This window comes from Lysinibacillus sp. NPDC058147 (assembly GCF_042884205.1).
Lineage (GTDB): Bacteria > Bacillota > Bacilli > Bacillales_A > Planococcaceae > Lysinibacillus.
In genome coordinates this window covers 69763-95761 of record NZ_JBHVUJ010000004.1, presented here as the reverse complement: position 1 = coordinate 95761, position 25999 = coordinate 69763, and the positions used below count along the sequence as shown (strand labels likewise).

24 protein-coding genes are annotated in these 25999 nt (G+C 35.2%); 5 read left to right on the top strand and 19 right to left on the bottom strand.

Going from position 1 to position 25999, the window contains the following annotated elements; genetic code table 11:
• Positions 1-3: 3 nt before the first annotated feature.
• The 6 genes from ACFVT8_RS13155 to ACFVT8_RS13130 form a co-directional block, all read right to left on the bottom strand.
• Complete coding sequence (locus ACFVT8_RS13155; protein WP_387080789.1) at positions 4-564, bottom strand: glycerol-3-phosphate acyltransferase; 561 nt, start codon at positions 562-564, stop codon at positions 4-6.
• A gap of 302 nt (positions 565-866) precedes the next feature.
• A complete protein-coding gene (locus ACFVT8_RS13150) occupies positions 867-1832 on the bottom strand; it encodes a YpdA family putative bacillithiol disulfide reductase (RefSeq protein ID WP_387080786.1) in 966 nt (321 codons plus the stop codon).
• A 120-nt stretch (positions 1833-1952) separates the two neighbouring features.
• Complete coding sequence (locus tag ACFVT8_RS13145) at positions 1953-2708, bottom strand: metallophosphoesterase (protein WP_387080784.1); 756 nt, start codon at positions 2706-2708, stop codon at positions 1953-1955.
• A 159-nt stretch (positions 2709-2867) separates the two neighbouring features.
• Positions 2868-3620 (bottom strand): LysM peptidoglycan-binding domain-containing protein, encoded by a 753-nt coding sequence (locus ACFVT8_RS13140; RefSeq protein ID WP_387080781.1) that lies wholly within the window; start codon positions 3618-3620, stop codon positions 2868-2870.
• Positions 3621-3894: 274 nt separating this feature from the next.
• Positions 3895-5337, bottom strand: a complete 1443-nt coding sequence (locus ACFVT8_RS13135) for a RecQ family ATP-dependent DNA helicase (RefSeq protein ID WP_387080778.1) — start codon at positions 5335-5337, stop codon at positions 3895-3897.
• Entirely contained in the window at positions 5338-6366 is a 1029-nt protein-coding gene (locus tag ACFVT8_RS13130; protein ID WP_387080775.1) for a YpbB family protein, read from the bottom strand. It abuts the gene before it with no gap.
• A 107-nt stretch (positions 6367-6473) separates the two neighbouring features.
• On the opposite strand from ACFVT8_RS13130, the gene ACFVT8_RS13125 reads away from it, so the two are divergent.
• Positions 6474-6722 (top strand): ferredoxin, encoded by a 249-nt coding sequence (locus ACFVT8_RS13125; RefSeq protein WP_004232564.1) that lies wholly within the window; start codon positions 6474-6476, stop codon positions 6720-6722.
• Between the two features lie 268 nt (positions 6723-6990).
• Positions 6991-7773, top strand: coding sequence for an enoyl-ACP reductase FabI (locus tag ACFVT8_RS13120; RefSeq protein ID WP_387080773.1), 783 nt, complete (start codon positions 6991-6993; stop codon positions 7771-7773).
• A gap of 185 nt (positions 7774-7958) precedes the next feature.
• Here ACFVT8_RS13120 and ACFVT8_RS13115 read toward each other — a convergent pair whose 3' ends face one another.
• Both ACFVT8_RS13115 and ACFVT8_RS13110 read right to left on the bottom strand, forming a co-directional pair.
• Positions 7959-9413, bottom strand: a complete 1455-nt coding sequence (locus ACFVT8_RS13115) for a WD40/YVTN/BNR-like repeat-containing protein (RefSeq protein WP_387080771.1) — start codon at positions 9411-9413, stop codon at positions 7959-7961.
• Between the two features lie 245 nt (positions 9414-9658).
• Positions 9659-10192 (bottom strand): hypothetical protein, encoded by a 534-nt coding sequence (locus ACFVT8_RS13110; RefSeq protein ID WP_387080768.1) that lies wholly within the window; start codon positions 10190-10192, stop codon positions 9659-9661.
• A gap of 168 nt (positions 10193-10360) precedes the next feature.
• Here ACFVT8_RS13110 and ACFVT8_RS13105 point away from each other — a divergent pair, with 168 nt between their 5' ends.
• Positions 10361-10798, top strand: a complete 438-nt coding sequence (locus ACFVT8_RS13105; RefSeq protein WP_387080766.1) for a hypothetical protein — start codon at positions 10361-10363, stop codon at positions 10796-10798.
• 160 nt (positions 10799-10958) lie between these two features.
• On the opposite strand, the gene ACFVT8_RS13100 is transcribed toward ACFVT8_RS13105, so the two are convergent.
• The 9 genes from ACFVT8_RS13100 to ACFVT8_RS13060 all read right to left on the bottom strand — a co-directional run bounded on the left by ACFVT8_RS13100 (position 10959) and on the right by ACFVT8_RS13060 (position 21957).
• Positions 10959-11513 (bottom strand): carbon monoxide dehydrogenase, encoded by a 555-nt coding sequence (locus ACFVT8_RS13100; RefSeq protein WP_387080762.1) that lies wholly within the window; start codon positions 11511-11513, stop codon positions 10959-10961.
• 108 nt (positions 11514-11621) lie between these two features.
• Positions 11622-12002: a DUF6262 family protein gene (locus ACFVT8_RS13095; RefSeq protein ID WP_387080760.1), complete on the bottom strand. Its 381-nt coding sequence runs from the start codon at positions 12000-12002 to the stop codon at positions 11622-11624.
• Positions 11995-14106, bottom strand: a complete 2112-nt coding sequence (locus ACFVT8_RS13090) for a tyrosine-type recombinase/integrase (RefSeq protein ID WP_387080757.1) — start codon at positions 14104-14106, stop codon at positions 11995-11997. The genes ACFVT8_RS13095 and ACFVT8_RS13090 overlap by 8 nt, the downstream gene beginning before the upstream one ends.
• 13 nt (positions 14107-14119) lie before the next feature.
• Positions 14120-15241, bottom strand: a complete 1122-nt coding sequence (locus ACFVT8_RS13085; protein ID WP_387080754.1) for a tyrosine-type recombinase/integrase — start codon at positions 15239-15241, stop codon at positions 14120-14122.
• Between the two features lie 104 nt (positions 15242-15345).
• Positions 15346-15696, bottom strand: a complete 351-nt coding sequence (locus tag ACFVT8_RS13080) for a cyclic-phosphate processing receiver domain-containing protein (protein WP_387080751.1) — start codon at positions 15694-15696, stop codon at positions 15346-15348.
• Positions 15697-16687: 991 nt separating this feature from the next.
• Positions 16688-17830, bottom strand: a complete 1143-nt coding sequence (locus ACFVT8_RS13075; RefSeq protein ID WP_387080748.1) for a hypothetical protein — start codon at positions 17828-17830, stop codon at positions 16688-16690.
• Between the two features lie 382 nt (positions 17831-18212).
• Positions 18213-19340 (bottom strand): protein kinase family protein, encoded by a 1128-nt coding sequence (locus tag ACFVT8_RS13070; RefSeq protein ID WP_387080745.1) that lies wholly within the window; start codon positions 19338-19340, stop codon positions 18213-18215.
• 636 nt (positions 19341-19976) lie between these two features.
• Positions 19977-20621, bottom strand: a complete 645-nt coding sequence (locus tag ACFVT8_RS13065) for a peptidylprolyl isomerase (protein ID WP_387080743.1) — start codon at positions 20619-20621, stop codon at positions 19977-19979.
• Between the two features lie 130 nt (positions 20622-20751).
• Positions 20752-21957: an MFS transporter gene (locus ACFVT8_RS13060; protein WP_387080740.1), complete on the bottom strand. Its 1206-nt coding sequence runs from the start codon at positions 21955-21957 to the stop codon at positions 20752-20754.
• A gap of 299 nt (positions 21958-22256) precedes the next feature.
• On the opposite strand from ACFVT8_RS13060, the gene ACFVT8_RS13055 reads away from it, so the two are divergent.
• Both ACFVT8_RS13055 and ACFVT8_RS13050 read left to right on the top strand, forming a co-directional pair.
• Complete coding sequence (locus ACFVT8_RS13055; protein ID WP_387080737.1) at positions 22257-23081, top strand: methyl-accepting chemotaxis protein; 825 nt, start codon at positions 22257-22259, stop codon at positions 23079-23081.
• Positions 23082-23098: 17 nt separating this feature from the next.
• Complete coding sequence (locus tag ACFVT8_RS13050; RefSeq protein WP_387080734.1) at positions 23099-23641, top strand: GNAT family N-acetyltransferase; 543 nt, start codon at positions 23099-23101, stop codon at positions 23639-23641.
• Positions 23642-23685: 44 nt separating this feature from the next.
• On the opposite strand, the gene ACFVT8_RS13045 is transcribed toward ACFVT8_RS13050, so the two are convergent.
• Both ACFVT8_RS13045 and ACFVT8_RS13040 read right to left on the bottom strand, forming a co-directional pair.
• Entirely contained in the window at positions 23686-25248 is a 1563-nt protein-coding gene (locus ACFVT8_RS13045; protein ID WP_387080731.1) for a flotillin lipid rafts scaffold protein FloT, read from the bottom strand.
• Between the two features lie 15 nt (positions 25249-25263).
• Positions 25264-25794, bottom strand: a complete 531-nt coding sequence (locus tag ACFVT8_RS13040; protein WP_370075968.1) for an NfeD family membrane protein — start codon at positions 25792-25794, stop codon at positions 25264-25266.
• Positions 25795-25999 lie beyond the last annotated feature (205 nt).

The window sequence follows — 25999 nt, the reverse complement described above, 5'->3', positions numbered from 1 at the left end:
TATTCACTTCCTTCTCTCTAAAGACTCATTAATATTCGACATATGTTTAATAAGCATTAAACTTATTGCTACTAGTATCGGTATGTATAACTGTAATTTATTTGTATAAATAATCGCTCCAATATATAAAACAAAGCCACCTAACATACTAAGTGTTAAACTTCTAGTTACACTAAGCGTAATAGCTGTTCCTACAACCATCATGAAAAATAAGCTCGGAGATAATGCCAGACCTACACCTATAAAAGTTGCTACTCCTTTTCCCCCATTAAACTTAAGCCAAAATGGAAACATGTGGCCAAGCATGCCCAAACTAGCGCCAATAACAATTTCCCATTCTTCGAAATGCAATAATCGCCCTACCCCAACAATGAGCGCACCTTTTAAAGAATCCCCTAAAAAAGTCCATAGAAAAGCACCTTTCCCAATAACACTACCAGCATTTCTAGCCCCTAAGTTTTTACTTCTTTCTTCTTGTAAATTAACACCATATGCTTTTCCAACGACGTATGCCGTCATAAAGTTCCCTATAATATAACTCAAAATCCAATATAACCCAAGCATTCTTTCACACCTTTTTTTCATATTCCATTAGAGAAATTATGTACTATCATCATAACGTGGGATTGATCTCTCTTTACATCTCGGCGTTTCTAGGGGCATCTAATGAGCCGATTCGTTCTCTTTCCGTCGTTTCGGCCATTCTTTCCGTCGCTTCGACTCTTTCATCCGTCGCTCCGACACTTCTTTCCGTCACTTCGGCTCTTTCATCCGTCGCTCTAGCCTTTCTTTCCGTCGCTTGAACTCTTTTTCATCCGTCGCTTAAAAAAGCTGTATAAGCTTACATGCCTATACAGCTCCTCTTGTTATTTTGCTCGTTCTACAATTGTCTTAGCAATACAATCGCCATGGAAACGGCCATTTTCAATAAAAATTTCATTGGCATTATTTCCAGCTGCAATAACACCTGCTATAAATAATCCCTCTACATTTGTTTCCATAGTTTCTTGATTAAAGAAAGGACGACCAGTTTCATAATCAATAGAGACACCCATTGCTCGAATAAACGTATGATCTGGATGATAACCTGTCATTGCAAAAACAAAATCATTTTTTATAGTTTTCTTGCGACCATCAATTTCTACTACGACCTCATGCTCACGGATTTCCAGTATATTTGTATTGAAATGCATTTGGACTTCTTCATTTCGTACTACTCCTTCAAATTCTGGTAAAACCCACGGCTTGATGCTAGGTGAATACTCACTACCACGATAGACTACTGTGACGCGAGCTCCAGCCTTATTCAACTCAAGCGCCGCATCCACTGCTGAATTTTTTCCACCTATGACAAGGACATCAGTATCAAAAAATTCATGTCCCTCTTTAAAGTAATGGAAGACTTTCGGTAATTTCTCACCTGGGATGTTTAAATAATTTGGATGGTCATAGTAGCCAGTTGCAATCACCACATAAGGCGTTGTATAAATCTCTTTATCTGTCGTTACTGTAAACAATGCACCATTTTTTACAACGCTATTTACTTTCTCGAAACGGTTTACTTGAATATCCTTCAAACGCACAACTTCTCGATAATATACTAGTGCTTGATTTCGCTTTGGTTTACGACCTTCAATAATAAAAGGCACATCACCGATAGCTAGACGTTCACTCGTACTAAAAAAAGTTTGATGCGTAGGGTAATTGTAAATCGCATTTACGATATTTCCTTTTTCAATGACAATTGGCTTTAATCCAATATTTTGCAAGGCTATTGCTGCTGCTAAACCACAAGGGCCTCCTCCAACAATAATTGCATCTACTTGCTGCATTTCTTGACACTCCTATCAACTTTGTATCAGCAATTTGCTCATACTTACTTTCAATAATCGGACTTTTACCGAATAAATCCTTATCCTTTTATTATACGCCTTCATTTGAGTTTTGGTTGTTTATTTACCCGAAATTTCAATGTCAATAATATGACATTGTGGTCTCGCTCCAAGTCGGAAAGGTAATAATGTCGTACCATAACCGTTACTTACTAACGTCATCACACCTTCGCGCTCACGATATGAGCCGTTAGGATGCACACCGTATGGGCCAATTCTTATTTGACCACCGTGTAAATGACCACCAATCATTAAATCAGCTCTAAATTTTGCACGGACTCTTGCAAAAACACCAGGGTTATGTGAGATGAAAACAACTAAGTCTTTCTCTCCTACTTTTGCAAACGCTTCATCAAAGCTATATTTCATTGTAGATGTGTCTTCAATTGCATTTAGCCAAAAACGGTTCTTTTTAGGTAGTAATACAGCATCATTGGCGATGATCTGAGCACCATGTTCCTGTAAAATACTTCGTAATTGCTCTTCACCTACTTCTCTGTCATTATTACCCCATACAAAATAAGTTGGTCCTAAAGGAGTTAATAATTTTAGGTTGTCATGAATACGTTGTATAGGTGTGCGTCCATCCGCAAAATCTCCACCAATAATAACAGCATCAAATTGACCATCTAACTGCTCAATCATCTTGCGGTTAATTTTGCGTAAATGTGTATCCGAAATAAAAAATAGTCGGATTTTTTCCTGTTCGCCCTTTAATAGCAATTGATGATGTAAAACATTGTTTTCATGTGCCACCTTCAACATATAAAGCAGGAACGCAATGACTACTAAAACAAATAGTCCAATATAAATCATTCCCTCACATCTCCTTACGAAAGCAAAAAGACGATTCGTTATAATGAAGAATCGCCTTTCACTAAATCAGACGTACGCCCCAACCTTATTTGGTGTTAACGTTTGTCCATTATTTTATACTAGAAAAACATCATTGCCAAAGAATGACACCCGCTTTTCTTATGGTAACTTAATTACTTGCCCAATCATTACATTATTTGAAGACATACCGTTTGCAGCACGAATTTTCGCTAGTGTTGCTTCACTGCCATCACCGTAGTGATTCAATGCAATACGATATAGATTTTCATTTGCTTTTACAGTATGGGTACTTGCATTTGCAGATTGTTTTGCTTCCTCGGCCTTTCGTGCTTGTTCCGCTTTTCTAGCTTCTTCTGCTTGTGCTATTCTAGCTTGCTCAGCTTTTTTAGCTTCCTCGGCTTTTCTAGCTTCTTCAGCCTTCTTAGCTGCTTCTGCCTTTTTCGCTTCCTCAGCTGCCTTCTGCTCAGCTGCTACTTTCTCAGCATCTTTCTTAGAAGGCTCCTTTGCTTTGTCCGCTTTATCTTTGTTTGCTTTATCGTCTTCTTTTGCTTTGTTTTTGTCAGTTGACACAGGTACCTTATCTTTATCCCCTGAATTGTCAATTTCTACAATTTGATTATCCGTAGATTTTTTTTCAGCCTCTTCAATTGTTGTTCCAGGTTCATAGAATTTTAAAAAATAGACTAATATCGATAATGGAATTAAGATAAAAATTACAAAAAGAATCGTCATTAATGGCGGTTTTCGCTTTGTATTTTTTGGCTTTTTATTGTTATTACTCCCATTTTTATTCATTCTTGAAACTCTAGATAAATTTTGCTGTTCTTTTTGTTCTTCTTCAAAAGATTGACGATGTTCTTCGATTTTATCGCGATAATCCTCTTTACTCATTCGCCGTTCCTCCAACCTTACTACGCTTTCTATCATTCTATTATGACGAATTTTGCGAAAAAAGTAAATGACCGTCAGTTTTAGTCTAAAAAGGCTCCTCACCTAACTTGAGGTTGATTTCCGTTACGACTCTGTGTTCTCTTGGTGGCATTCGATGAGCTACTTCTGAACGACATTAGCTGAAACAAGCCTAATTCCATATATTCCACTCAATTAACTAATTCAAGACTATCGTTGTAACAAAATGTCATCCCAAACTTCTGGTGAATAAACCCTAACAACCCATTAATAGTTGCTTTAACCGACTTTTCCATGGGATCATTTCTATTTTCTTCTCTTCTTTCAAGCGTACCTTATTGATTTCATCATAATGGATTCCACAATTTTCACAACAGTTTTCCGGTTTTTTCAACAATTTTTGCCCAAAATACCCGACTAGCTGTGTGCGAATACAGTCTTTTGTCTGAGTAATTATATGCATTTTATCGACAGCACGATATTTTTCCAGTGCTAAATGATTTAAACGCTCTTTAACTTGTTCCATCGTTTCTTGTTGCAGCCAGTAATCAAGCACACGAAAAGCAGTCTCACTCAGCTCTCCATTTTTCAACATTTGGGAAGGGTGTACTTGATGATTTAGTAATTCCTGATAGCGATCGACATGAACGGATGTTGGCAAATCGCCTGTTACAACAAATTTCGCAAGTTCCTCATCACCATCACTATAAAGTAAAATTGCGAGCGCAGGTTGACCATCACGCCCTGCACGGCCAATCTCCTGCATGTAATTTTCTACATTAGCAGGCATCGATTCATGGATAACCTGACGAATATCTGGCTTATTGATACCCATTCCAAAAGCATTTGTAGCAACAATCCAGTCGAGTTCCCCATCAATAAATTGTTGCTGAATAAATTGGCGATCCTCAGCACCATAGCCTGCATGATAAGCTGCCGCACGTATACCAGCCTGTATAAGCGCTTCGCTATATTGTTCAGCACGCTTTCGCGAGGACATATATAATATACCCGGTCCTGCTGTCTCTTTAACATGCTGCATAATCCAGTGTACTTTATCTGCCCTATCCTCAAATACAACACGCCCAAGATGAATATTAGGACGATCCACATTGTACAAAAACTCAAATGGTGTATCTAGCGACAATGTATCTCGTATGTCACTGACTACTTTATTCGTCGCAGTCGCTGATAATGCTAAAATCGGTGGACGATTTACTTGTGAAAACCATTGTCCAATTCGTAAATAATCTGGCCGAAAATCAAAGCCCCACTGAGAAATACAGTGTGCCTCGTCCACGACGATAAGACCTAGCTGCATTTGTGAAAGCTTGTCTTGAACTTGCTGCTGTAAAAGCATCTCTGGTGACGTAAATATAAAACGATACTGCTCTAAAAAATTTAATACATATCGTTTTTCACTTACAGTTAAAAATGAATTTAAGGCAACTACCCTCTTTTCCCCAAAGCGTTTTAGTTCCTCTACCTGATCCTGCATTAGAGAAAGTAGAGGAGAAACAATTAATACTGGCTTCTGCAGTATATATCCTGATAGCTGGTAACAAAGTGACTTTCCCATTCCAGTTGGTAATAAAGCAATAACATCTTTATCTTCTAGAATTGCTTCAATGACCTCTTTTTGGCCGGGACGAAATGATGTATAGCCAAAATACTTTGTTAATGTTTGTTCAAGCTCCATCTATACTTCTCCTTTCGCGAGGACAAGCCTTAACTGGAAATAACTCATACCTTCAACCACTTCATGCAATGTTTTCAACTTTTTAGTTTGATAGTGTTTCGATGCCTGCCAAACTTTTTCCGCTTCTTCATAAGAGACGAATGGACCAATCGAAAAGTTCGGTTCATTCATGGCTAATTCTACCAAATGATCCTCAATTGTACTTTGTTTTAGTTTCCTCATTTGTACTATCTGTTCAATTGAATAGCCCTGCTCGTATAAATGTGCTGTTTGCTGTGCTGAATCGGTTAGTAATGCCTTGACTCTTAATCCTCCTGCCACTTTACCAAGTAACGGATAATCATTTGTCTGATGAACTTCATTTAATAATGTATGTAGCAATTCTATAAACACTAATTGACAATCTAAAATTGTTTCATGGCGTTCACTAGCAAGCTGTTGCCAAGTCCATCCTGGTAAACTATGACCACTCAATCTATAGAGGAAAAGCTGTTTGTTGGCTTCTGATAAAGGTAACACGGAAAGCACGCGTTCACATTCCTCCAATAATTGCTGCTGTAAATGCCCATCTTGATAGTTAGACTCGACTAAAAATGTACGAACCCAAGACTGAATATTCGTATCCCGACTTATTGGAGAAAAAGAACGAACCCCAGCGCTTTGATAGGATAAAGTTTGAACAATTAACGAGAACCTCGCAAAAAATATATGCTCATTTCCCCTATAGTGCCACCCGTCAAATAAATAATCAGATGTCTGCTCTGCTCGCTGTAAACCTAGCTTTTTCATGGAATAGTGACCAGATTCTTGCATATTTAACCAACTATACTGTAAAAACGAAGTTACTGCTTCATCAAATGTCTTCCTAGGTAACTTAGGTAATAACCCAAAATAATTATGTAACTGAAATAGGCCAATGTCTTGAATAGTCTGACCTGAGCGCTTCCCTCTTAATACATGATAAGCAGCAGAAATTGTTCGTTCGTTATTTAGTTTTTGAAAGATTTGCAATAAAATTTGATGAAACATAGACGCAAATTCCTCCAATTTAATAGTATTTATGTTGAAATGTAAGATAAACATCTTTAAAATGAGTATGAAGCTTTGTAGGAACATGTAAAAGGAGAGAATGAAAAATGGCTAAATACACAATTGTTGATAAAGATACATGCATCGCTTGTGGCGCTTGCGGAGCCGCAGCACCAGATATTTATGATTATGATGATGAAGGTATTGCCTTCGTTATTTTAGATGATAACATGGGAACTGCTGAAGTTCCAGAAGATCTACTAGAAGACATGCAAGATGCTTTCGAAGGATGCCCAACTGACTCAATCAAAGTAGCAGATGAAACTTTTGATGGCGACTCTTTAAAATTCGAATAGTTCTTCATAAGTATCTTTAAAGGCATCCTTAACTGGGTGCCTTTATTTTATTCCTACGTGACAAATGCTAAAGTTAATTTCCCCTTGGTGGAACCAATTAAATAACATTTTGAATTCGTCTCTAACATAGCAGAGATGAATTTTTTTATTTTCTAACGTAAAGTTTGTCACTCTTTTCATCTTGTTATTGCAACCATTTTTTATGTATGATAAGATTTTAGTAGTTGGTACTAATAACAGATATTATTTCATAAAGGGGTTCTTATAGATGATGGATAATTTATTACAATTAAAAGATAAGAATATTGTCGTTATGGGTGTGGCAAACGATCGAAGTATTGCTTGGGGCATCGCAAAACGTTTATTTGACGTAGGTGCAAATGTAATTTTCACATACCGTCAAGAACGTTCATTAAAAAAATTACAAAAGCAATTAGAGAATATCGGACAATCTGATTCACTGATCGTACAATGTGATGTCAATAGCGACGAAAGCACAAAAGCAGCTTTCGATGAAATCGGTACAAAAATAGGCGTCATCCACGGTATCGTGCACTCGGTAGCCTTTGCCAATGCAGAAGATTTACACAATCGTTTCTTAAATACAACTCGTGATGGCTATGCATTTGCACAAGATACAAGTGCTTATTCTCTTATTTCAGCAGCAAAAGCCGCACATCCTTATATGACTGAAGGCGGTTCTATCGTAACAATGAGTTACTTAGGAGCAGAGCGTGTCCTTGATGGCTACAACGTCATGGGTGTAGCGAAAGCTGCTTTAGAAGCATCTATGCGCTATCTTGCTGCAGATGTTGGTAAAGATAATATTCGCGTTAATGCGATCTCAGCTGGAGCGATTCGTACACTTGCCGCAAAAGGCGTTCCTTCCTTCAATACAATTTTACACAAAATTGAAGAAACAGCTCCATTAAAACGAAATGTTCAACAAGACGAAGTAGCAGATATGACAATCGTGATGCTTTCTCACTTATCACGCGGTGTGACAGGCGAAACGATTTACATCGACGCAGGCTACAATATTATGGGATAAATACAAAGAAGCATGAAAGATCGTTAAATTTATCAAGACCTAATTTTAAAAAAGATAGAAAAATTAAAGGGTTCTACATATTAGATATGACTAATATGTAGAACCCTTTCTTCTTTTACTAAGCACCCGTTAGTTTAAGTGAAATGCTTCACATTGTTTTTTTCATGGATATATACTTCAAACTTTTACCGTCTCTGCGGAATCGTCATTTCTTCCCACGAATAATCGGGTATAGTTGCAATCCATAAAGTATCTCCCATGATATCTACATCCCAAACGATGAAATCCCTCGCATCAAACACTTTTTCAGATTTTCTTTTATCTTTCGTGTTAATGGAATAAATAGCTTCACCTCTATGTGTAGTTCCGAATAATTTCTCTCCTTTTTTAACGAATATAACTATCTCTTCATCAACTTTAATTTTTCTCCAATTTCCCTCTTGAAGATCTCGGATCCAAATTCCACTTTGTGTGGTAATAAATAGCCTATTATTAATTACTTTCATATCTAGAGGTTCATCAATTCTATTCGGCATAGTTATCTCGTTCCACTTATCATTTGTCTTTTGAAGAATCTTCCTTTCCTCTGTAAGTCCTACCAAATCACCATCATCCGATATTTGAATCACATAAAATGGTTTAGGTACTATAGCTTGTTCCCAATTCTCCCCTTGATTGGTCGTATAGTAAACCTTTCCATTTGATAGCACAGCTATATGGTTGTTGATTGAATAATCGATTTTCTCGATCGATTGGTCTAATGAAAGAATTTTCGTTCCTTTACTTTTTGATGTTATACCTGCCCATAATTCTTTTTCCGTAGCTACATATAATTGATCGTTTATATCAAACCACGCGTGTGTTACATAATTATTAACTTGGAGTTCTGTCCATGTTTCTCCATTGTTATGGCTCCATTCAATAAAAGGTTGCTTGTTTGTACTAAATTGTGTTGGCTTTTTGTCTCCCCATACCACTAAATTGTTGTTTCCAGCGACAACCCCCGTAATAGCCATCCCTTTTTTTGTTAGGTTATCGATGCCAAAACGTTTGGATATTAGTCCTCCACCGTATGGTAATTTATGAATGGCACTAACCACATCTCCGTTTTGGACATTGAATGAAATTCGAGTAAAACGGTTATCTCGATCATTTCCAAACACTGTTAGGATAGGCATACCATCGATACTATCAAGTGTAAAATGATATCCTGTTGCCCAATCTTTTCCTTGTTTCAGTCTGAATTTATCCTTTGCCAGTTGGATAACATCAGAGCTATCGAACCTAATCTCATCGTAGGGTATTGTTGGAACCTGAGATTGCTTGCTCGGTCTAAACACGGTAATTTTCTTTTCTGAGATACCAATTAGTACATAATCCTCTGTACCTGGAACCATAAAGAACATAAACCAATTAAAGCGTTTCCCTTTTTCTCCTCTCGAGCCTCCCATGTTTTCATCCACACTGTTTACACTTATAAGTGTTGCTTTTTCATTCCATTCTTTTGCTCTCTGTAATCCAATATTAATCGCTTCTTTTAACGTAATTTCACCATCTGAAGCGATTCCTTCACTACCAATCAAATTTACAAAAACTAAAATAATAACTAACAAACAGGAGATTTTTTTAAAGAAACTCAAAATTAACACCATCCCATAACTAAATAGGTATATTAATCATATAATTTATATACCTATTTAGGATGGAGTAAATCCTTTTTTATATGCTCTTAGAGCCAATATAACAAACAAAATACTCCATTTATCAGAGAATCCTTCTTGCACTAACCTGCCCCGTTAGCACAACAAGAAAAAAGATGTTGCTCCTGCAACACCTTGTTTAACTCTTGCACCCGTTAGTTGAATAACATAACTTCCAATTTGAATCAATAATCAATTGAATTGGCTATATCTATCAAGGTTTCAGGAGTAACTTTATCTGATACTCGTTTATCAATACTTAGCATATACTGCCAATCATCTCTCTCGAAAACAAGCACATTAAATCCTGAAATAGTCATATAAGTGGCTACACTTCCATTTTTTAATTCAAAGGTTTTTACCACGTACTTCTCTCTTATAGGAATATTATTCTTTATCGGTCGAACGTAAATTTTATAATGATTTTCGGATAATTGATCATTTATAAACGTCACTTCAAATGAGTCATTAATATCGCCATCTAAATCATTAAACCTACCAAAATGATGTGTAAAGCTTATTGGTGGTACCCTAAGCGGAAGCTTAAGTTTTTGTTTGAAATGTTGTTCAAAATCTTCCAATGCAGCTTCCACAGTTTTGTAACCTATTTCAGGATAAATTTCTTCATAAGGACTGGGTTTATCGTTTGCAGTTGCATATATGGTCAAGAAAAAAAACAAACAAAATGAAATCAACAATAGTGAAATAGATCTGGTCATTTTCTAACTTCCTCGCTTTTCCGCTGTGTATATAGTTTAGCTATTCACAAAATTCTTAACCATAAATATCCCTGTTAGGATTTTCCTTACGCAGTTTTAAATCAATATTTCTGGAACATAATAAGTTGTGTTGAAATAAAAATTTAAAATAATTAAGGAGTGTACAATATGAAAAAAATTCTATATACGTCACTAGTCTTTATTTCTTTGATTTCCATTTTTCTGAACAGTTCAATTTCTGCGAAATCTCAGACTTCAGAAAACGTTGGAAATTCTTCACATATGGAAAATAACGATGAAGGAAAAGTTGTTTTTAGTTACAAAAAAGATTTTAAATCTTTAGCAAATTTTTTCAACCTTACTGAGAATGAATATTTCCAAATGCGGGAAGATAAAAGTATGATAGAAATCGCTGAAATTCAAGGCATAAACAAAGATGACCTATTTTATTATTTAGTAGCTAAAAATTATGAAGCTCTGGAATCGGCGTACAATGAAGGGCAAGTAGATTTACATTTTGTTATGGATTATGTTTTATATTTAAAACAAGATGTGGAGCAAGAAATGCAAGCAAAAAGAGATATAGATCTTCAATACGAAGATTAATTTTGTAAATAAATTTATTTAATCGATTTCAATCTTCTCCTTATCAATTAGTCAACTATACTTTAAACACTAAATAGTCATCTGTTGAAAAATTCAGCCAAATGGCTATTTAGTTTTATAAGGTCCCAATGATTTTCATCTAAATTAGTTAAATTAATTATTAAATTGAGTTAGCTATTAGAACAAAAGTTTCAGGTGTTACTTTGTTGGCTACTTTGTTATAAATTCCAAGCATATACTGCAAATTATTTTTTTCAAAGACAAAAAAGTTAAATAGTTGATGCTCAAAATAAATGGCTTTTGCACCATCTTGAAGTGTATACTCTTTTCCATTTAAATTCAGTTTATCTGTGAAGTCCAATTTGTTTTTTAAAGGACGAATATCAATTTTATAAATATTATTACTTAAATCTTTGTTAACAAACCTAATTTCCAGGGAATCATTCACATTATAGTTCTTATCTTCAAAGAATCTTCCATATTGATGTGTGAAAGAAATAGAAGGCAACTTTTCGGGTAGCTTTACATCACATTTACAATGATTTTCAAATTCATTAACAGCAGCTTTTACAGATTTATATCCAGCTTCAGTGTACTTTTCCTCAAAAGAAGGAGGAGTGTCACTCGAATTTGCATTTACTGTTCCAAAACCCCACACACAAATTAATACACTAAATAAAACCATTAGAAGAGGAATACGTTTATCCAATTTCATCACCCTAATTTTTTATTTAGGTATAGTATGTCTTGTTTATTTACAATAATTCCTTCTTCAAATATCCTGCACCGTTAGTTGAAGAAAAAGGGGAGAACAACGTCTCCCTCATAACTTCTTATAAACTTCTGCGTAAGCAACTTTCAGTTGTTCCCTTAATTGCTTGTTTTCTTCTTCTAACTTTTGATTTTTTCTTTTTAGAGATGCAATGAGGGCATCTTTATTGTTTTCGTTCATTTCTCGCTTCACTTGTTTCGGTGTAGGCACTTGCGATTGCTGATTTCGTAATGTTTCAATTCTCGAACGGAAGTCCTTATTGTTATATAAGGTTGCTTTTGAAACATCAGCTTCACTTGCTACACTGTTAAAGTTTATTTTCTCATTGGCTCTTATGAGCCTTTTAATGGCTTCATCAACCTTTTGAGAAGTAGTAGCCTTACGACTGGCATGAATAGCTTTCAAGTGAGAAGAACGGTCATATTCAGTCATTTTGAACACCTAACTTTCTTTTCATCCGATCCTGTCTGCCAAAGATGATATTTCCTTCTTGGAGGGTGTTTAAAATGTTTTGATAACGTTGTAAGTTCTTTTCGTTCTTCTCTGCAATATCTGCTCGCCCTCGTTGTTTTGCTATTTCAATTGCCTTCATGGTTGTTTTAATATGAAGCTCATACTTTTGTTGATCTAACTCTGAAAAACCTACAGCTAAGTCCGTACATGGTGTTTGATTGTCACCACAAGTTAGACATGGGGGGGCTTCCATGTGAGGACAATTTCCATTTAGACGAGCGTGACACGTTCCATAAGGGTTGTCCATCGCATTGAGTTTATGGTCTTGCCATAATGCATCCAGTATATCGGTTGGTATATCTTCTCCTGCTTTGATTTCTTGCACTTCACCATTTAAGTCGAAACTAAAAACTCCTTGTTTCATAACGGATTCAAACACTTTTCTTTTCGTATTATCTAATAACTTGGCATACCGTAATGTCATTTCGGGAGATGCATGTGCCAATAACTCTTGTACCGTTAAAATATCTGCACCACCGTTTAACATTTTTACTCCATATGTATGTCGAAACTGGTGAGATCTGAAATGAAACAAAATGCCATTTTCGTCAGTAATGTTTTTTTGTTTTGCTAAGTTGTTTAGTTGTTCACTAATCCAATGTTGACTAAACGGCTTACCTTTTCGTATTCCACGATAGCGAACAAAAATATACCCTTCGGGATTATTGTCTTGATTGCTTAGTTCTTTTGATTTGTCGATAAGAACTGCAAGTATTTCTGCTAATTTATCATCAATGGGAATTCGATGCCCTTTTACATACGTTTTTTCAATATCTGTTTCAATAGAGTATTGATCATTAAGTTTGACTAAACAATCCGTAGTTAAGCCTAATACATCAGATATCCTAAGCCCTGTTTTAAACGCTACCCAAACAACGGGTGGGACATCTTTATGCAAATCATTGATGTGAGTGAATAATTGCTCTAATACAAAGTCGGGAATATAATCAATTTGGTCAATAGATTTTTTTCGTGATTTTGGTTTATCTTCGGGAAAAATCAATAGTCGTACATGTGTTTTGGGAGCCAACTCATATTCATACCGTTGAATATCTTCAAGAAACTTTTGTAAGATTGATAATGATCGACTTACATAATTTTCAGGTTGCGAGTTCCTTCTTTTCAGACTATTTTTAGCGTATTTATGTAAATATTCAATGTATTTTACGATGTGTGTTCGTTTTAAACCCTTTAAATCCTTCCACGTTGGTTCTATTGAAAAGATAAACGTAAAGAACTTTGGTAAATATTTTAGATAATTTTGAGCTGTCCCCCATGAAAAATTATTTTTACTAATCAATCGTTGTTTGATATACTTCTTCACTTGCTCACGGATACTTTGGTTGATGTTTGAAAAATCAATGTAGTAACTACTATTACTTTTGTTGTAATCAATACCGAATTTATCATGTAAGATGCGAACATTCCATCTATCTTTTTCCCATTCTTCTCTATAATCAGTGTATTGGAGTAGCATAGTGTAAGTGGTTCTTAAAAACGTTACTAAGTCAGTTTTAGTTATGGAATCTTTTTGAAATTCTTTTTTTACTAAACGTTGAGTATTCACACCTTTTCCATTTAACCAAAGTATATACTTTTGTTCTGCTCTATCTATATCTAAGTCCAACAATGATGATAATTTAGGATATTGTTCGTTTAAGAACTCGGTCAGTCTTCTTAAACGATTTTGAGCCGTAAATATATTTTTCATTGTCCATAAATCGTTAAATAATTGTTGGAAATAAACGTATTTCACTTCTAAATTGATAGAAGGGTTGGTGAATTGAAAGTGAATATTTTTACTTGAAAAGTTATAGTTCGCTACGATTTCTCCAAACTGCTTAATTTCACCTATGACGTTAATATTCCATTTGTTATTGACTAAGAAATATGGATTTTTTACTTGTTCAATGGAAACAGAGCTATCTTCTTGAATTGTTTTTTCGGGATAAGTTGAGAGCTCTCTTTGTAATCCTTCGTAAAAGCCTATTTCTTCTACCTGAACATTTTTGATTTGTTTCATCCCGTCACGCCTTTCAGTCATTTTTCTTTAAGTTAAATTCGGATTGTGCTTTATTCCAATCTTCCCGAATATCTTCATCCGAAGGATGCAGGTATAGGTTCATTGTTGTTTGAATTTGAGAGTGACCTAACCGTTCTTGCACTTGTTTGATATCTTTTGTTTTCTGATAGTAGATGGTAGCGTGTGTATGGCGAAATAGGTGAGGGTGTAAGTTTATCCCTGTTTTCTTTTTTAAACGCTTAAATAGGGATTCTACGTTCCAATATTCCATCGGTTTTCCCACATCTTTTCCTCGCAGTTTTACAAAAACAAAGTTTGTGTCCAATTCTAATTCATCAAAGATTTCATACAAATAATCGTCATATAAATCCATTAAGGACTGTGAAACATAAATTTCTCGTTCACCAGTCTTTAACCTCGCACCATTTTCTAGTTCTCCTCGATCCACTAAACGAATCCGATGCCCCTTTCCATGATCAAAAACAAAATCCTCCATGAAAAGAGCGAGAGCTTCTCCAATACGCAATCCCGTTTCAAACAACAATTTAATTAAGAATCTATCTCGGATATTGGTGGTTGCTTCTAATACTTGCTGCACTTGTTCTTTTGTGAGTGTGTCTACTTTTTTTCGTGGTTCTTTTAATTTAAGTATATTTCTGATAGAGGGCTTGTCCTTATTTACATGATGTAAAAAACTTTTGTAACGTGAGTGTCCCCCTGTAAACACTTGTTTCATCAGCTTTTCCATCATGTCATTTTGCACTTCTTCATTCCGATAAAGGTAGTCATAGAAGTTTGCTATAACTGTAATTGTAAGGTTAATTGTCTTTTCCGTTCGTTTTGCTCTCTCTTGTTGAAGGGGAGTAACATTTGAACTTTGATAAGGGCTTCTTAACCATCCTACAAAATCAACTAAATCCTCTAATCTAATAAACTTGTAGTCTTTCCCTTTTTCTTCTAAGTAGGTATAAAAATGTTTTAAGGAAAAGCAATATGTTTTTTGAGTATTAGGACTTTTTCCTGTCTTATCTAAATACTTTATATATTTCATAACTGGCATTACAGGGAACCCTTCTTGATTAAGTAATATGTATCTCCTGCTGTTATCCTCAATGAAAACTTCTTGCACCCTCATAGCACATCTCTCCTAAAAGATATGGGCATTCGTAATAAGTAGTGGACTGCCCATTATTTTTCTTTTTCTTACTAAACAATTTGTTCGAATCGTTTAGTATTATTTCATTCGGTATATTTATTTTTGGTAATAGAATAGTGGTAAATTTCAATATCTGAATCAATGAAACCTCTTCGTTTTGCTCCATGCAGTGTTTGATACATATTCTCTCTACCAACAGGGTTGTCTGTATGAATATATATTTTGTTTGCCCGTAACCCTTTTTCACAAATATATTTTACTAAGTCATAACCTGTTGGCAATAGATTACCTTGTAGATCTTCTCCTAAATCATGGTCAAGAGAAAGTATATCTACTTCGTGATTTTCAAGTAAGTGAATTGCTTCTTGAAACGTTCTTGCTACGACAAAACCAATAGGACAATCTCTTAAATCATCCACATATACATTAATCATAATATTAATTCCTTTCTCCACAATATGTTTCAAATGCGTAGTGAAATATAATTTTTAAAAATTAGTTTCCACTACTTGTTACGAATAGTCAAAGATATTAACGTTCAATCTAAAGATCTCACTACGCCTCCAGCTGTGGGCTACGTCCTACACTAAAACAAACATATGTTCTTGTTTATTGTATACATACTATACGATATTTTCAACATCTAATTAACGAATATAATATGCATAGGAAAAGAGGATATATGCTCATATATTGAACATAATATCCTCTTATTAGTTTAGTCTATTTAAGATTTTTGATCTCTCATGCTTTTTTGTCTTAATTTTAATTGAGTATAGATGTCGTAGTTAATCGGTAGCGGAACTCCCTATAATTTGTACACGAATCCTTATTATTGAGAATAAATCTTACCATCAATCAAGGAAAACTCACATGGACAATAAACGTGCAACACAGAATCATCTATCTTTCTTACCCAGTTGAATAATTAGCATCCTTTTTATAATAAACAAATCTTCTTTTTACAAGTGCCCCGTCCTCTATAATACGTTCATAAGAAAAATACGAGCTTGTGAAGGAATTGCACAAGAGGTTGTTGTAAAGCAGACAAATTATATTGTTCTTGTGAAGCAACACCTTGGTATCAGTAAAACAATTAAAATTCTTAACAGCTGTTTAGCCTTGGGCTAGACACTCAAATTATTTTTTAGAGGATAATTTTATAATTTTATTCTAATTTCTATACAACAATAATTTTCAATAAGTAATATATTAAATTTAAACGCTCTCTTGAAACAATCGATTCCTTGGAAAAATATTATATAATAACTATATTGCATATCTTTTCACTTATTCTGTTTTTTTAACATATATTCTCTAATTATAAAGTCGTTTGAGAATTTGGAAACTGATTCTAGAGTTTAAACGAATCAGAACTACATATGTCTATTTTTATAAAGGAAAGACCTTCTTCTCAAAATTTATTTATTTTGTCGGTGATTTAATTATAAATGGATCCTTTCTAAGAGAGATAAAATCATCGAGAAGCATAACAGTTCGGATAAGACATCTCCTGGATTCCTCCCTATAAACCTCGGCATGCACTCCTTTATTCACCAAATCAACCAATTTATCGATTTGCTCGCTAAGTAAATTAGTACTTGCTATAACTACGTCTATATTGGTATCACTTCTTCTTTCAATATCTGCAAATGCTAGTAAACGATTTTTATAATGTGGACCCTTTAATTTCCTTCCTTCGAGTTGTTCGTCCGTGGGTGGAAAAAGGCTATCAGCAACATATTCAATTATCCTTCTACAAGAGGTTGTTACTTGAGCATACTGCTCCTCGGTTTCTGATTCATTAAACGTTTTAAATGCCGCCCACAATTTATTTCCCAACTCAGGGGCTGCATCAGAAAGTCTTGAAACTACATCATCGGATAGAAACGCAAGTAAATTACTACTCATCTTCTTCCATTCAGCTACTCTTCTAGCATGCTTATAATTATGATACTTATCGAATATTGAATATTTACCTTCAAGACTTTCAAATGCCACGTTTTTAAAACCGCATTTTGCTAAGAAATCTAACCATCCATAATCCTTACTTTCTTCAGAAAAGCCATCCCAGAAAAGATGTATTTCTTCATTCATGATTCTATACATAGGTGAAAGAGAATTTGAATAAATTTCCCAATGTAGTTCGGAACTGTCATCAACCTCAATTGATCCTAAATAAGGTGCAAATTCTTGTAGTTTCTTATGCAAATAATAAGCCAATTCAAATTCTATATTTTCAAAACAAATAACAAACACATTACATTCAAAAACTTCTTCAATTCTATCCCAATTGAAACTATTCCAAGTGTTGTTACTAGAGAAAATCCATTGATTAATAATTTCCAAATACTTTTCCTTGTTAAACTTCCCCATCTTTCCGCTATCTGTGCTCACAAATTCATACGCCGAATTTGCCAACAACAGGTCACCAATAAATACTTTACACGACAAGTTCAGTGCTCTATATTGTAGCAGATGTAAAAATGTCGCCTTATGTATTGGCATACCATAAAACGGTGTTGTAATAGATGCGTGATCAGCATTAAAATGCAAAGCTAACTTCATTGATTATTCCTCCAACTTTTAATTCATTTTTATGGACTTGATGAATGCCCATAACATAACCTATCGACTAAAATAACAATTTTCGGAAGCTATTACTATGGTTAATTCATAACTCAGATACTAAGAACAAGGATTTATTGCGATTTTTAACCCATTTTAGTCGTTACTTAGGATATTTCAACTGAAACTTATGCTATCCATCTAATTGACCAGACCAAACTTCATTGTAATGATTGTTTTTTTCTTGTCCATAGCTAAAAGCTTTCCTAAACCCCTTGTTATAGGGATTTTCAAAAATAAAAGTCACCCTAACAACGGGCGACTTATTTTCTATTTTCATTCTTCAATTTCCAAATTATCAAGTGAATTAGGAATCTCTTCATTAGAACGGCAATTCATTAAAATCTATCTTAACCTTTATTGTAGATAATCTCATATTTATATTATCTAAGACAATTTTTTGTTTATAGGGAACTAATCGTTGCAACAATTGATAAAAATCAATCACAATTGATAGTTCAATATCATTAGTTGAATTATACGAAAAATTACCATTTATAAAACATTGTATTAATTCACTATTATCTTGAATGTAACGTTCTAAAGAACTATTTCGTATAAGAATTGCTAACCTACTCATTGTAACATTGAGATCATTGATAGGATCGTAATGATTTACATAACTATTTATATACTTTGAAAGTATATCTGCAAAATCTCTATATGTTTCCTTTTCCCTTCTTGTAAAATTAATTTCCCCCAGAACCCCTTGAGAAATGTCAATTGTAATATCATGAAATGATGCATATCTTTCATGAGGGCTTAGTTTAATCATTTTATCAACGATATGCTCAAATTTAAAATTAGGAAGTTCCTTATCAAGGATATTACTAAACAATTTTCCAAGAAAAAAAATTTCAGTCTGATGGTTGTATATTCCTTCATCATTCGTTTCATCTGGCCATTGTGTCACTGGCCAATTCAAAAACACACTTCTTCCATCCATATCTCTTTCCGTCAATTTTTTACCAAAACCAAAATCAATAACCTTAACATTTCCATTATTATCAATCATAATATTTGCTGGACGAATATCCCTATGAAGTATTTTATTCGATTCTAAGTATTCAAATGCCGCTATAGTCTCGGTAAAAATTTCCACCCGATTTTTACCTAAAAATTCCGGTTTGAAATCAGCAATTGTGACTCCATTTATATATTCCATTTGAAGATACCCTAATTTATATTCGGGGTATAAATAATAATTATATACCCTAACTATATTGGGGTGTGATATCTTAAACAGTATTTTAATTTCATCAACAAATCGTTGATAATGTTCATCTATATAGTTAGTATCCTTTGGTGAATATTTTTTAAAGGCAAACAGCATATCAGTTGTTTCATCCTTAAAAAGATGTGTATCCCCCGTTCCACCTTCTCCTAGAGAATCAACATGTATAAATTGTTTTTTTCTGTCAAACTCAACTAGAGTACCTGGTTGTAGCACGCATCTCACTTCCAATTCATCCTTAATAATTATAATATTAACACAATTAGGAAATAAGTGTCTCTTATTGCAAAATAGTATACATACAAACAAGTTTGGTAACATCAAACTTGTCAAATTAAAGGATAAGGAAAAAACTTTTAAGTTTTTGAAGTGAATGATATTTTCCAAGGGATTAATCAGTTTAATGAGAACACCAGCCTTCACACTAGCTGGGATTAAAAATTGTTTCCCATGAATCAAATAACTAGAGAAGAACGCTTGGTATCTTAATTAGTATATTACTTTTTAGTTTATGTTGAAATTTGTACAGGATCAGGAAATGCAAATGAAAAAAGAATTCGCAAAGCACGTTATTATAATGGGTAGTATTATGACTTTATCCTTTTGCATATATTAAGAGATGAATTAGAAAATAATAAATGAGCTACATTAGAAAGCGATTTTTAATTATTTGCTCGAAAAAGCGTATTCGTTTTCCAAAACGAATACGCTTTTTTAATTAAATAAAATCAACATTCAAGTTATATCGAGCCTAATTAGAAGATAAAGTTCTACATAATGTACCTCAATGCAATTCCTTTATCATAAGTTGTGATAATCCATAAAAATTGCCAGTTGAAATTGTCACATCCGTTATTTTACTACCTTTGGGGCTGGATAATCAAAGCCCTTTGTATCTACTTCTACCTTTTTCATTTGCTGATCTTTTAATGGTTTATCTGCACCATCTCGTTCAGCAGCAACGATAGCATCAACTGTTTCCATTCCCTCGATTACTTTCCCAAATGCTGCATATTGGCCATCAAGATCTGATGTATCCTTTACCATAATGAAAAATTGAGATCCCGCAGAATTCAGATCCTGCGAACGAGCCATTGAAATGACACCGCGTTCATGCTTCAAATCATTTTTAAAACCATTTTTTGAAAATTCACCTTCTATAGAATAGTCTGGGCCACCTGTACCATTACCTGAAGGATCTCCACCTTGAATCATAAAATCAGGGATTACTCGATGGAAAATAAGACCATCATAAAAACCTTTTTTAACTAAGGAAATAAAATTAGCTACCGTATTCGGCGCTGTAGAAGGCTCTAATTCGATGACGATTTTTTTATCATTGTTCATCGTAATCGTCACAATTGGATTTTCCTTCACTTTTGATGAATAATCTACATTTTCTTCCGATTTTTCTTTAGCGGCTCCACAACCTGTCAAAACTAAAACTACCGCCAGCAAAGCAAAGACAAAAGAAAATCCTTTATTACGTGTAAACATATCTTTCAACTCCTCTTTATATCCAGTCTACTCATTATACTATCAGATAGTATAAGACAAATCATTTTTTATGAAGATCATGTAAATGAAGGAAATAAGCTCAATAACCCTCCACAAATAAAAAAGATGCCTAGCACCTTTGTACAATGCGTTGTTTAGCAATAATCCCCTTTAATAAAAATGAAAGTAAGCATGCAACGACTAAAAATACAGCAATCATACTAATAACGCCTTCCCAGCCGAAGTGCATCCAGAACACACCCCCTACCGTTCCTCCAACACTTGAACCAAAATAATAGAAAAATAAATAGAGAGAAGAGGCTTGTGCTTTATCATGAGTGGCTCGTTTACTTACCCAGCCACTGGCAATCGAGTGCGCTGCAAAGAAGCCAAATGTAAAGATTGTAATCCCTATAATTTTCAAACTAAGTAGCCCATTTAATGTAAAAATCGCCCCTATAAGCATGATCGTAATGGACAATAATAACATCTTTTGACGGCCATATCGATCGGCTAGACTACCGAACCAAGCAGAGCTAAATGTACCTACTAAGTAAATAACAAAAATCCAACCAACAATCGTAGCACTTAAATTATAAGGAGGCGCCATTAATTTAAAGCCAATGTAGTTATAAAGAGTCACAAAGCTTCCCATTAATACAAAGCTAATACCAAAAAGGCAAAGCATAGATGGGTCCTTTAAATGTTGTAGAAGAGATGTCGCCAATAATTTTATCTGTAATGGGCGTGCTGAAAAATGCTTGGAGTTAGGTAGCATCCAGATAAATAACACGCTAATCATAAGACTAATGATACCCAGTACAATCATCCCTACCTGCCAACTATAAAGATCCGTTAATGTCCCTATAATCACTCGTCCACTAAGCCCGCCTACCGAATTACCACTTATGTATAAACCCATCGCAATACCTAAACTAGAAGGATCTATTTCCTCCCCTAAATAAGCCATCGCAATTGCCGGCAATCCTGCAAAAACAACTCCCTGTATAACACGTAACACTAGTATCGTTTCAAAATTAGGGGAAAAGGCAAGTGCAAGTGTAATTATAGATGCCCCAAAAATTGAAATCGTCATCAAAGATTTCCTGCCCCATGCCTCTGACAATGAGCCAACAATAATCATACTTATGGATAATGCAAAGGTTGTCACAGAAAGCGTTAAACTCGCAACAGCTGGTGATACATGAAACTCCTTCGCAAACGTTGGTAATAATGGCTGTGATACATATAAGTTAGCAAAAGTGATAAAGCCTGCTAAAAATAAAGCCCAGTTTGCTTTATGAAACGCTTTTGTCCCCTTTTGAATGTAATCCATCTCTCTCTCTCCTTAACGTACTTCCAAATCTACTATTATTCTAATACAATAATCTTCAAAACACACGATAGTTTGTCAAAAAATAGACAAATTTAACTCTATTTTTATTGTTATGTGTATTATTTTATTTGACAACTTTATCGTGATTTCAAATTATATTTTCTTCTTATAAATTTATTTTTTATCTATTTTGAGTTGGCAAATATTGTGTTACAGTGAAAGTAATCATCAAGCAATCATTGGCAACATGAGCTCCGATGACTAAACTATTTTCTTTGCACAGACTTGGAGGAATTTTCATGAAAATTATTGAAGCTTTAGCCCTTTCAGCACCCTATATCCACCTTGCATTAAAGGAAGAAGCAATCGTAGCTGTAGTTGAGAAGGAAAGTGAAACAGTTGTAAAATATTTAGCTGGCCAACGTGTAGATTCAGGCTATCAAGATGGACAAAAGGTAAATGCTAATGACCAAAATGTTTTCATTGCCTTTAATGGAAAAAACGCTGATGTCGTTATACCAAAGGATGTATACGGAGTGGCCATCAATGCTTTTTCATTTCCAATCCGTGAAAATGGTAAAGTCGTAGGTGCTCTAGCATTTGGACTTCCAATCGACAATGAGCTTAAACTAGAAGATTATATGAGTACAATGGATAGCATTGTAAACAACCTACAAGACAAAGTACATACTATTGCCTCACATTCCGAGGAATTAGCAGCAACAAGTGAGGAAATTAACAAACAAGCACAGCATGCCCTTGAAGATTCAGAGAAAACAAATGAAGTAACAGATTTAATAAAAAACATTTCTCGCCAAACAAATTTACTCGGCTTAAATGCATCTATTGAGGCGGCTCGTGCGGGTCAGCATGGCGCTGGGTTTAACATTGTAGCGCAGGAAGTTAGAAAGCTCTCTTTTGAAACATCAAGCGCAACTGAAAACATCGAAGCATCTCTACGAAATATAAATAGAAACCTTGATAATCTTAAGCAAAATATGGGGCAAATCAATGACGCAACGAACGAACAGGCTCAGCTCGTTCAAGATTTTAGTGAAATTATCGAGGAGTTAACAGTTCTTAGTCATGAAATGAAGGGCTTTATGCATGATGCCTTAAAATAGAAAAGAGGTGAATAGTATTGCAAATTACAATTAATCCGGAATTATCCTTACGAACTATCGAATTAGAAGATGCTAATGCCGTTTTTGCCTTAACAGATGCCTCACGTACATATTTACGGGAATGGTTGCCATGGCTAGATATTACAAAAGAAGTAGCCGATACAAAGGCATATATAGAAGGCTGTATAAAAGGACATGAAGCTAGAAGCAGCCTCTCTTTTGTCATCATGTTTAGAAATAAAATAGTAGGCATTGCTGGCTTTAATACTATAAATCCTAGCAATAAAATTGCTGCGATTGGCTACTGGCTAAGTGAGGGAGCTCAAGGGCATGGTATTATGACAAAGACCGTACAGGCATTATTACAATATGCATTTGAGGATTTACAGCTCAATAAGGTCGAAATTCGTGCTGCTACGGGCAACGAAAAAAGCCGTGCCATCCCTGAGCGACTAGGCTTTACAAAAGAAGGAACAATTCGTGCAGCAGAATGGCTTTATGATCATTATGTTGACCATGTTGCTTATGGCATACTCGCTAGTGAGTGGAAGGAAAAATAGAAGCAAAAATAGCCACCTGAAATCATATCAGGTGGCTATTTCTATTATTGTTCAACTGTTTCTTTTATCTCGTCTTGCGTCTCAATAGCTGGTGCTGGTGCTTGCTTTCCTAAGCCAACTGCTATTTGCTCTAGCTCTGGGCGCAATGTATGCTTACCTGCATAGCTTTCAATTAGTTCCTTAACGTCAATTCCTGAAGTTTCCTTCAACGATTCCTGTAATGTTGACATTAAATTCGTTGCGTAGGCAGTTACTTTATTGGCACCACCGCTTCCTTCCCCACCGCCAGTATCAACAACAGTAATCTTATCAATATTGCCAAGTGGACTCGCAAGCTCTTTCGCATATTCTGGCATCATACGTACAATCATATCAAGGACAGCTGCTTGACCGTAGTATTCGAAGGCTTCCGCAATTTTACGTTTTGCCTCTGCTTCCGCTAGACCACGAAGGCGAATAATATCCGCATCTGTTTCCCCTTTTGCACGTTCAGCATCCGCTTTCGCTAGACCGTCCAAACGAATTTTCTCTGCTTCAGCTTGTGCTAATGATTCGATACGGTATTTCTCAGCATCTGCCTGCGCTAGTTCACGCATTTTAGCAGCCGCTGCATTTTGCTCGACAGCGTAACGATCAGCATCAGCCTTTTTCTTAACTTCCGAATCGTATTGCTTCTCACGACGTAAAATCTCTTTTTCTTCTAATTCAATTTGTTTTTGACGTTCGATAATGCGAATTTGCATTTCCTGTTCTGTTACTTCCTGCTTTGCACGTGCTGTTTCTAACTCATACGCTTGGTCTGCACGGGCTTTTGCAATATCTTGCTCACGGCGATATTCAGCCACTTTTAATTGATTTTCTTTTTCTGCTTCTGCAATTTCGGTTGCACGTTCAAGCTCTGCCTTTTGTGCTTCTTTCGATGCTTCAGCACGCTTAATACGTGTTTCCTTTTCAGCATCTGCAGTAGCAATGTCCGCATCACGTTTAACCTGTGCAATACGTGGCTTACCAAGCGATTCTAAGTAGCCATTTTTATCGCGTACATCTTTAATCGTAAAGGATACGATTGTCAGACCCATCTTTGCCAAGTCCTGAGATGCAACACGTTGTACTTCCTGAGAGAATTTATCACGGTTTTTATAAATTTCCTCAACCGTCATTGAACCTAAAATCGAACGTAAATGACCTTCCAACACTTCGCGCGCCTCATTTTCACGCTCATCCTTTTGCTTTCCTAAAAATTGCTCCGCAGCCGTTGCTATTTCAGAAATGGAACCACCAATTTTAATGATAGCTGTTCCATCGGCCATAACGGGTACACCTTGTTCTGTATACACTTCAGGTGTTGTTACATCAAGCTTACTTGACAATAAGCTTAATGGATGTGCCTGTTGGAAAATCGGGAATACAAATGTACCGCCACCACGTATAATTTTTATACGATTTCCTGACTCATCTTTATGTACATTTTTTGAGCCAAGATAGCTACCTGTCACAATCAGTGCTTCATCAGGACCCGCTGTACGATACTTAGTCACATAAAGTCCAACTAGTGCGATTAAAACAAATGCTACAATCCCTATAACAATTAAAATTTCCGTTGACATATAAATATCGCTCCTCTATAAAAATTTCTTATCATAAGATCTTACAAACAGTGTTCCTTCCTTCACTTCTACAACAAGTACCGTCGTATCATAATCGATAGCCTCATTGTCATAACCAGTTGCTCGCTTCGATATCATACCGCTAGTCGTTTCAATAACTACCTCTCCAAAACCGTCAGTCGGGATTGGAACAATAACCTTTCCTAGTTGGCCACCAAGTGATTCTTCCGTATAAGCTAACGAAACATCGGCCGATCGTAGCGGAACAAGAACAAATAAATAAAATAGTGCACTTAAAATAGCTCCGATAATACAAGCAGCAACAATGTTCCAAACGCTAGGGAAGAAGGCTAGTTTTTCTAAAATAAATCCTGTTGCTGACATCAATGTAATGAAAGATAGAATGACACTTGGATTAAAAATCGGTAGCCCCTCTCCAATGCCCTCAACAGCATCACTAAAAAATGTAAATAAAAGAGTTGCAAGGCCCCCAAATATTAATCCCACTAAAAAGATTTGCTCGAGTGAATAGCCAAATAGCGTCAAGTTGTTCACCCCTTTTCATTGTATTACCTACTATACGGATGCAACTTGCAAAAAGTTTCGTAATTTTTCACATTTTCTCAACTTTCGAATGATGACTTTTAATATGGTAAGCTTCTTAAAGCATTATTAGCCATATCACACCAAAAGGAATAATGGCAACTAAGAAGATATTACATACGTTTTAATCAATGTAGTACCTAACTTT

Bases quoted from the DNA above. Each gene is read 5' to 3' on its own strand.
- ACFVT8_RS13155 (WP_387080789.1), bottom strand. From the start codon at position 564: ATGCTTGGGTTATATTGGATTTTGAGTTATATTATAGGGAACTTTATG.
- ACFVT8_RS13150 (WP_387080786.1), bottom strand. From the start codon at position 1,832: ATGCAGCAAGTAGATGCAATTATTGTTGGAGGAGGCCCTTGTGGTTTA.
- ACFVT8_RS13145 (WP_387080784.1), bottom strand. From the start codon at position 2,708: ATGATTTATATTGGACTATTTGTTTTAGTAGTCATTGCGTTCCTGCTT.
- ACFVT8_RS13140 (WP_387080781.1), bottom strand. From the start codon at position 3,620: ATGAGTAAAGAGGATTATCGCGATAAAATCGAAGAACATCGTCAATCT.
- ACFVT8_RS13135 (WP_387080778.1), bottom strand. From the start codon at position 5,337: ATGGAGCTTGAACAAACATTAACAAAGTATTTTGGCTATACATCATTT.
- ACFVT8_RS13130 (WP_387080775.1), bottom strand. From the start codon at position 6,366: ATGTTTCATCAAATTTTATTGCAAATCTTTCAAAAACTAAATAACGAA.
- ACFVT8_RS13125 (WP_004232564.1), top strand. From the start codon at position 6,474: ATGGCTAAATACACAATTGTTGATAAAGATACATGCATCGCTTGTGGC.
- ACFVT8_RS13120 (WP_387080773.1), top strand. From the start codon at position 6,991: ATGATGGATAATTTATTACAATTAAAAGATAAGAATATTGTCGTTATG.
- ACFVT8_RS13110 (WP_387080768.1), bottom strand. From the start codon at position 10,192: ATGACCAGATCTATTTCACTATTGTTGATTTCATTTTGTTTGTTTTTT.
- ACFVT8_RS13105 (WP_387080766.1), top strand. From the start codon at position 10,361: ATGAAAAAAATTCTATATACGTCACTAGTCTTTATTTCTTTGATTTCC.
- ACFVT8_RS13100 (WP_387080762.1), bottom strand. From the start codon at position 11,513: ATGAAATTGGATAAACGTATTCCTCTTCTAATGGTTTTATTTAGTGTA.
- ACFVT8_RS13095 (WP_387080760.1), bottom strand. From the start codon at position 12,002: ATGACTGAATATGACCGTTCTTCTCACTTGAAAGCTATTCATGCCAGT.
- ACFVT8_RS13090 (WP_387080757.1), bottom strand. From the start codon at position 14,106: ATGAAACAAATCAAAAATGTTCAGGTAGAAGAAATAGGCTTTTACGAA.
- ACFVT8_RS13085 (WP_387080754.1), bottom strand. From the start codon at position 15,241: ATGAGGGTGCAAGAAGTTTTCATTGAGGATAACAGCAGGAGATACATA.
- ACFVT8_RS13080 (WP_387080751.1), bottom strand. From the start codon at position 15,696: ATGATTAATGTATATGTGGATGATTTAAGAGATTGTCCTATTGGTTTT.
- ACFVT8_RS13075 (WP_387080748.1), bottom strand. From the start codon at position 17,830: ATGAAGTTAGCTTTGCATTTTAATGCTGATCACGCATCTATTACAACA.
- ACFVT8_RS13065 (WP_387080743.1), bottom strand. From the start codon at position 20,621: ATGTTTACACGTAATAAAGGATTTTCTTTTGTCTTTGCTTTGCTGGCG.
- ACFVT8_RS13060 (WP_387080740.1), bottom strand. From the start codon at position 21,957: ATGGATTACATTCAAAAGGGGACAAAAGCGTTTCATAAAGCAAACTGG.
- ACFVT8_RS13055 (WP_387080737.1), top strand. From the start codon at position 22,257: ATGAAAATTATTGAAGCTTTAGCCCTTTCAGCACCCTATATCCACCTT.
- ACFVT8_RS13045 (WP_387080731.1), bottom strand. From the start codon at position 25,248: ATGTCAACGGAAATTTTAATTGTTATAGGGATTGTAGCATTTGTTTTA.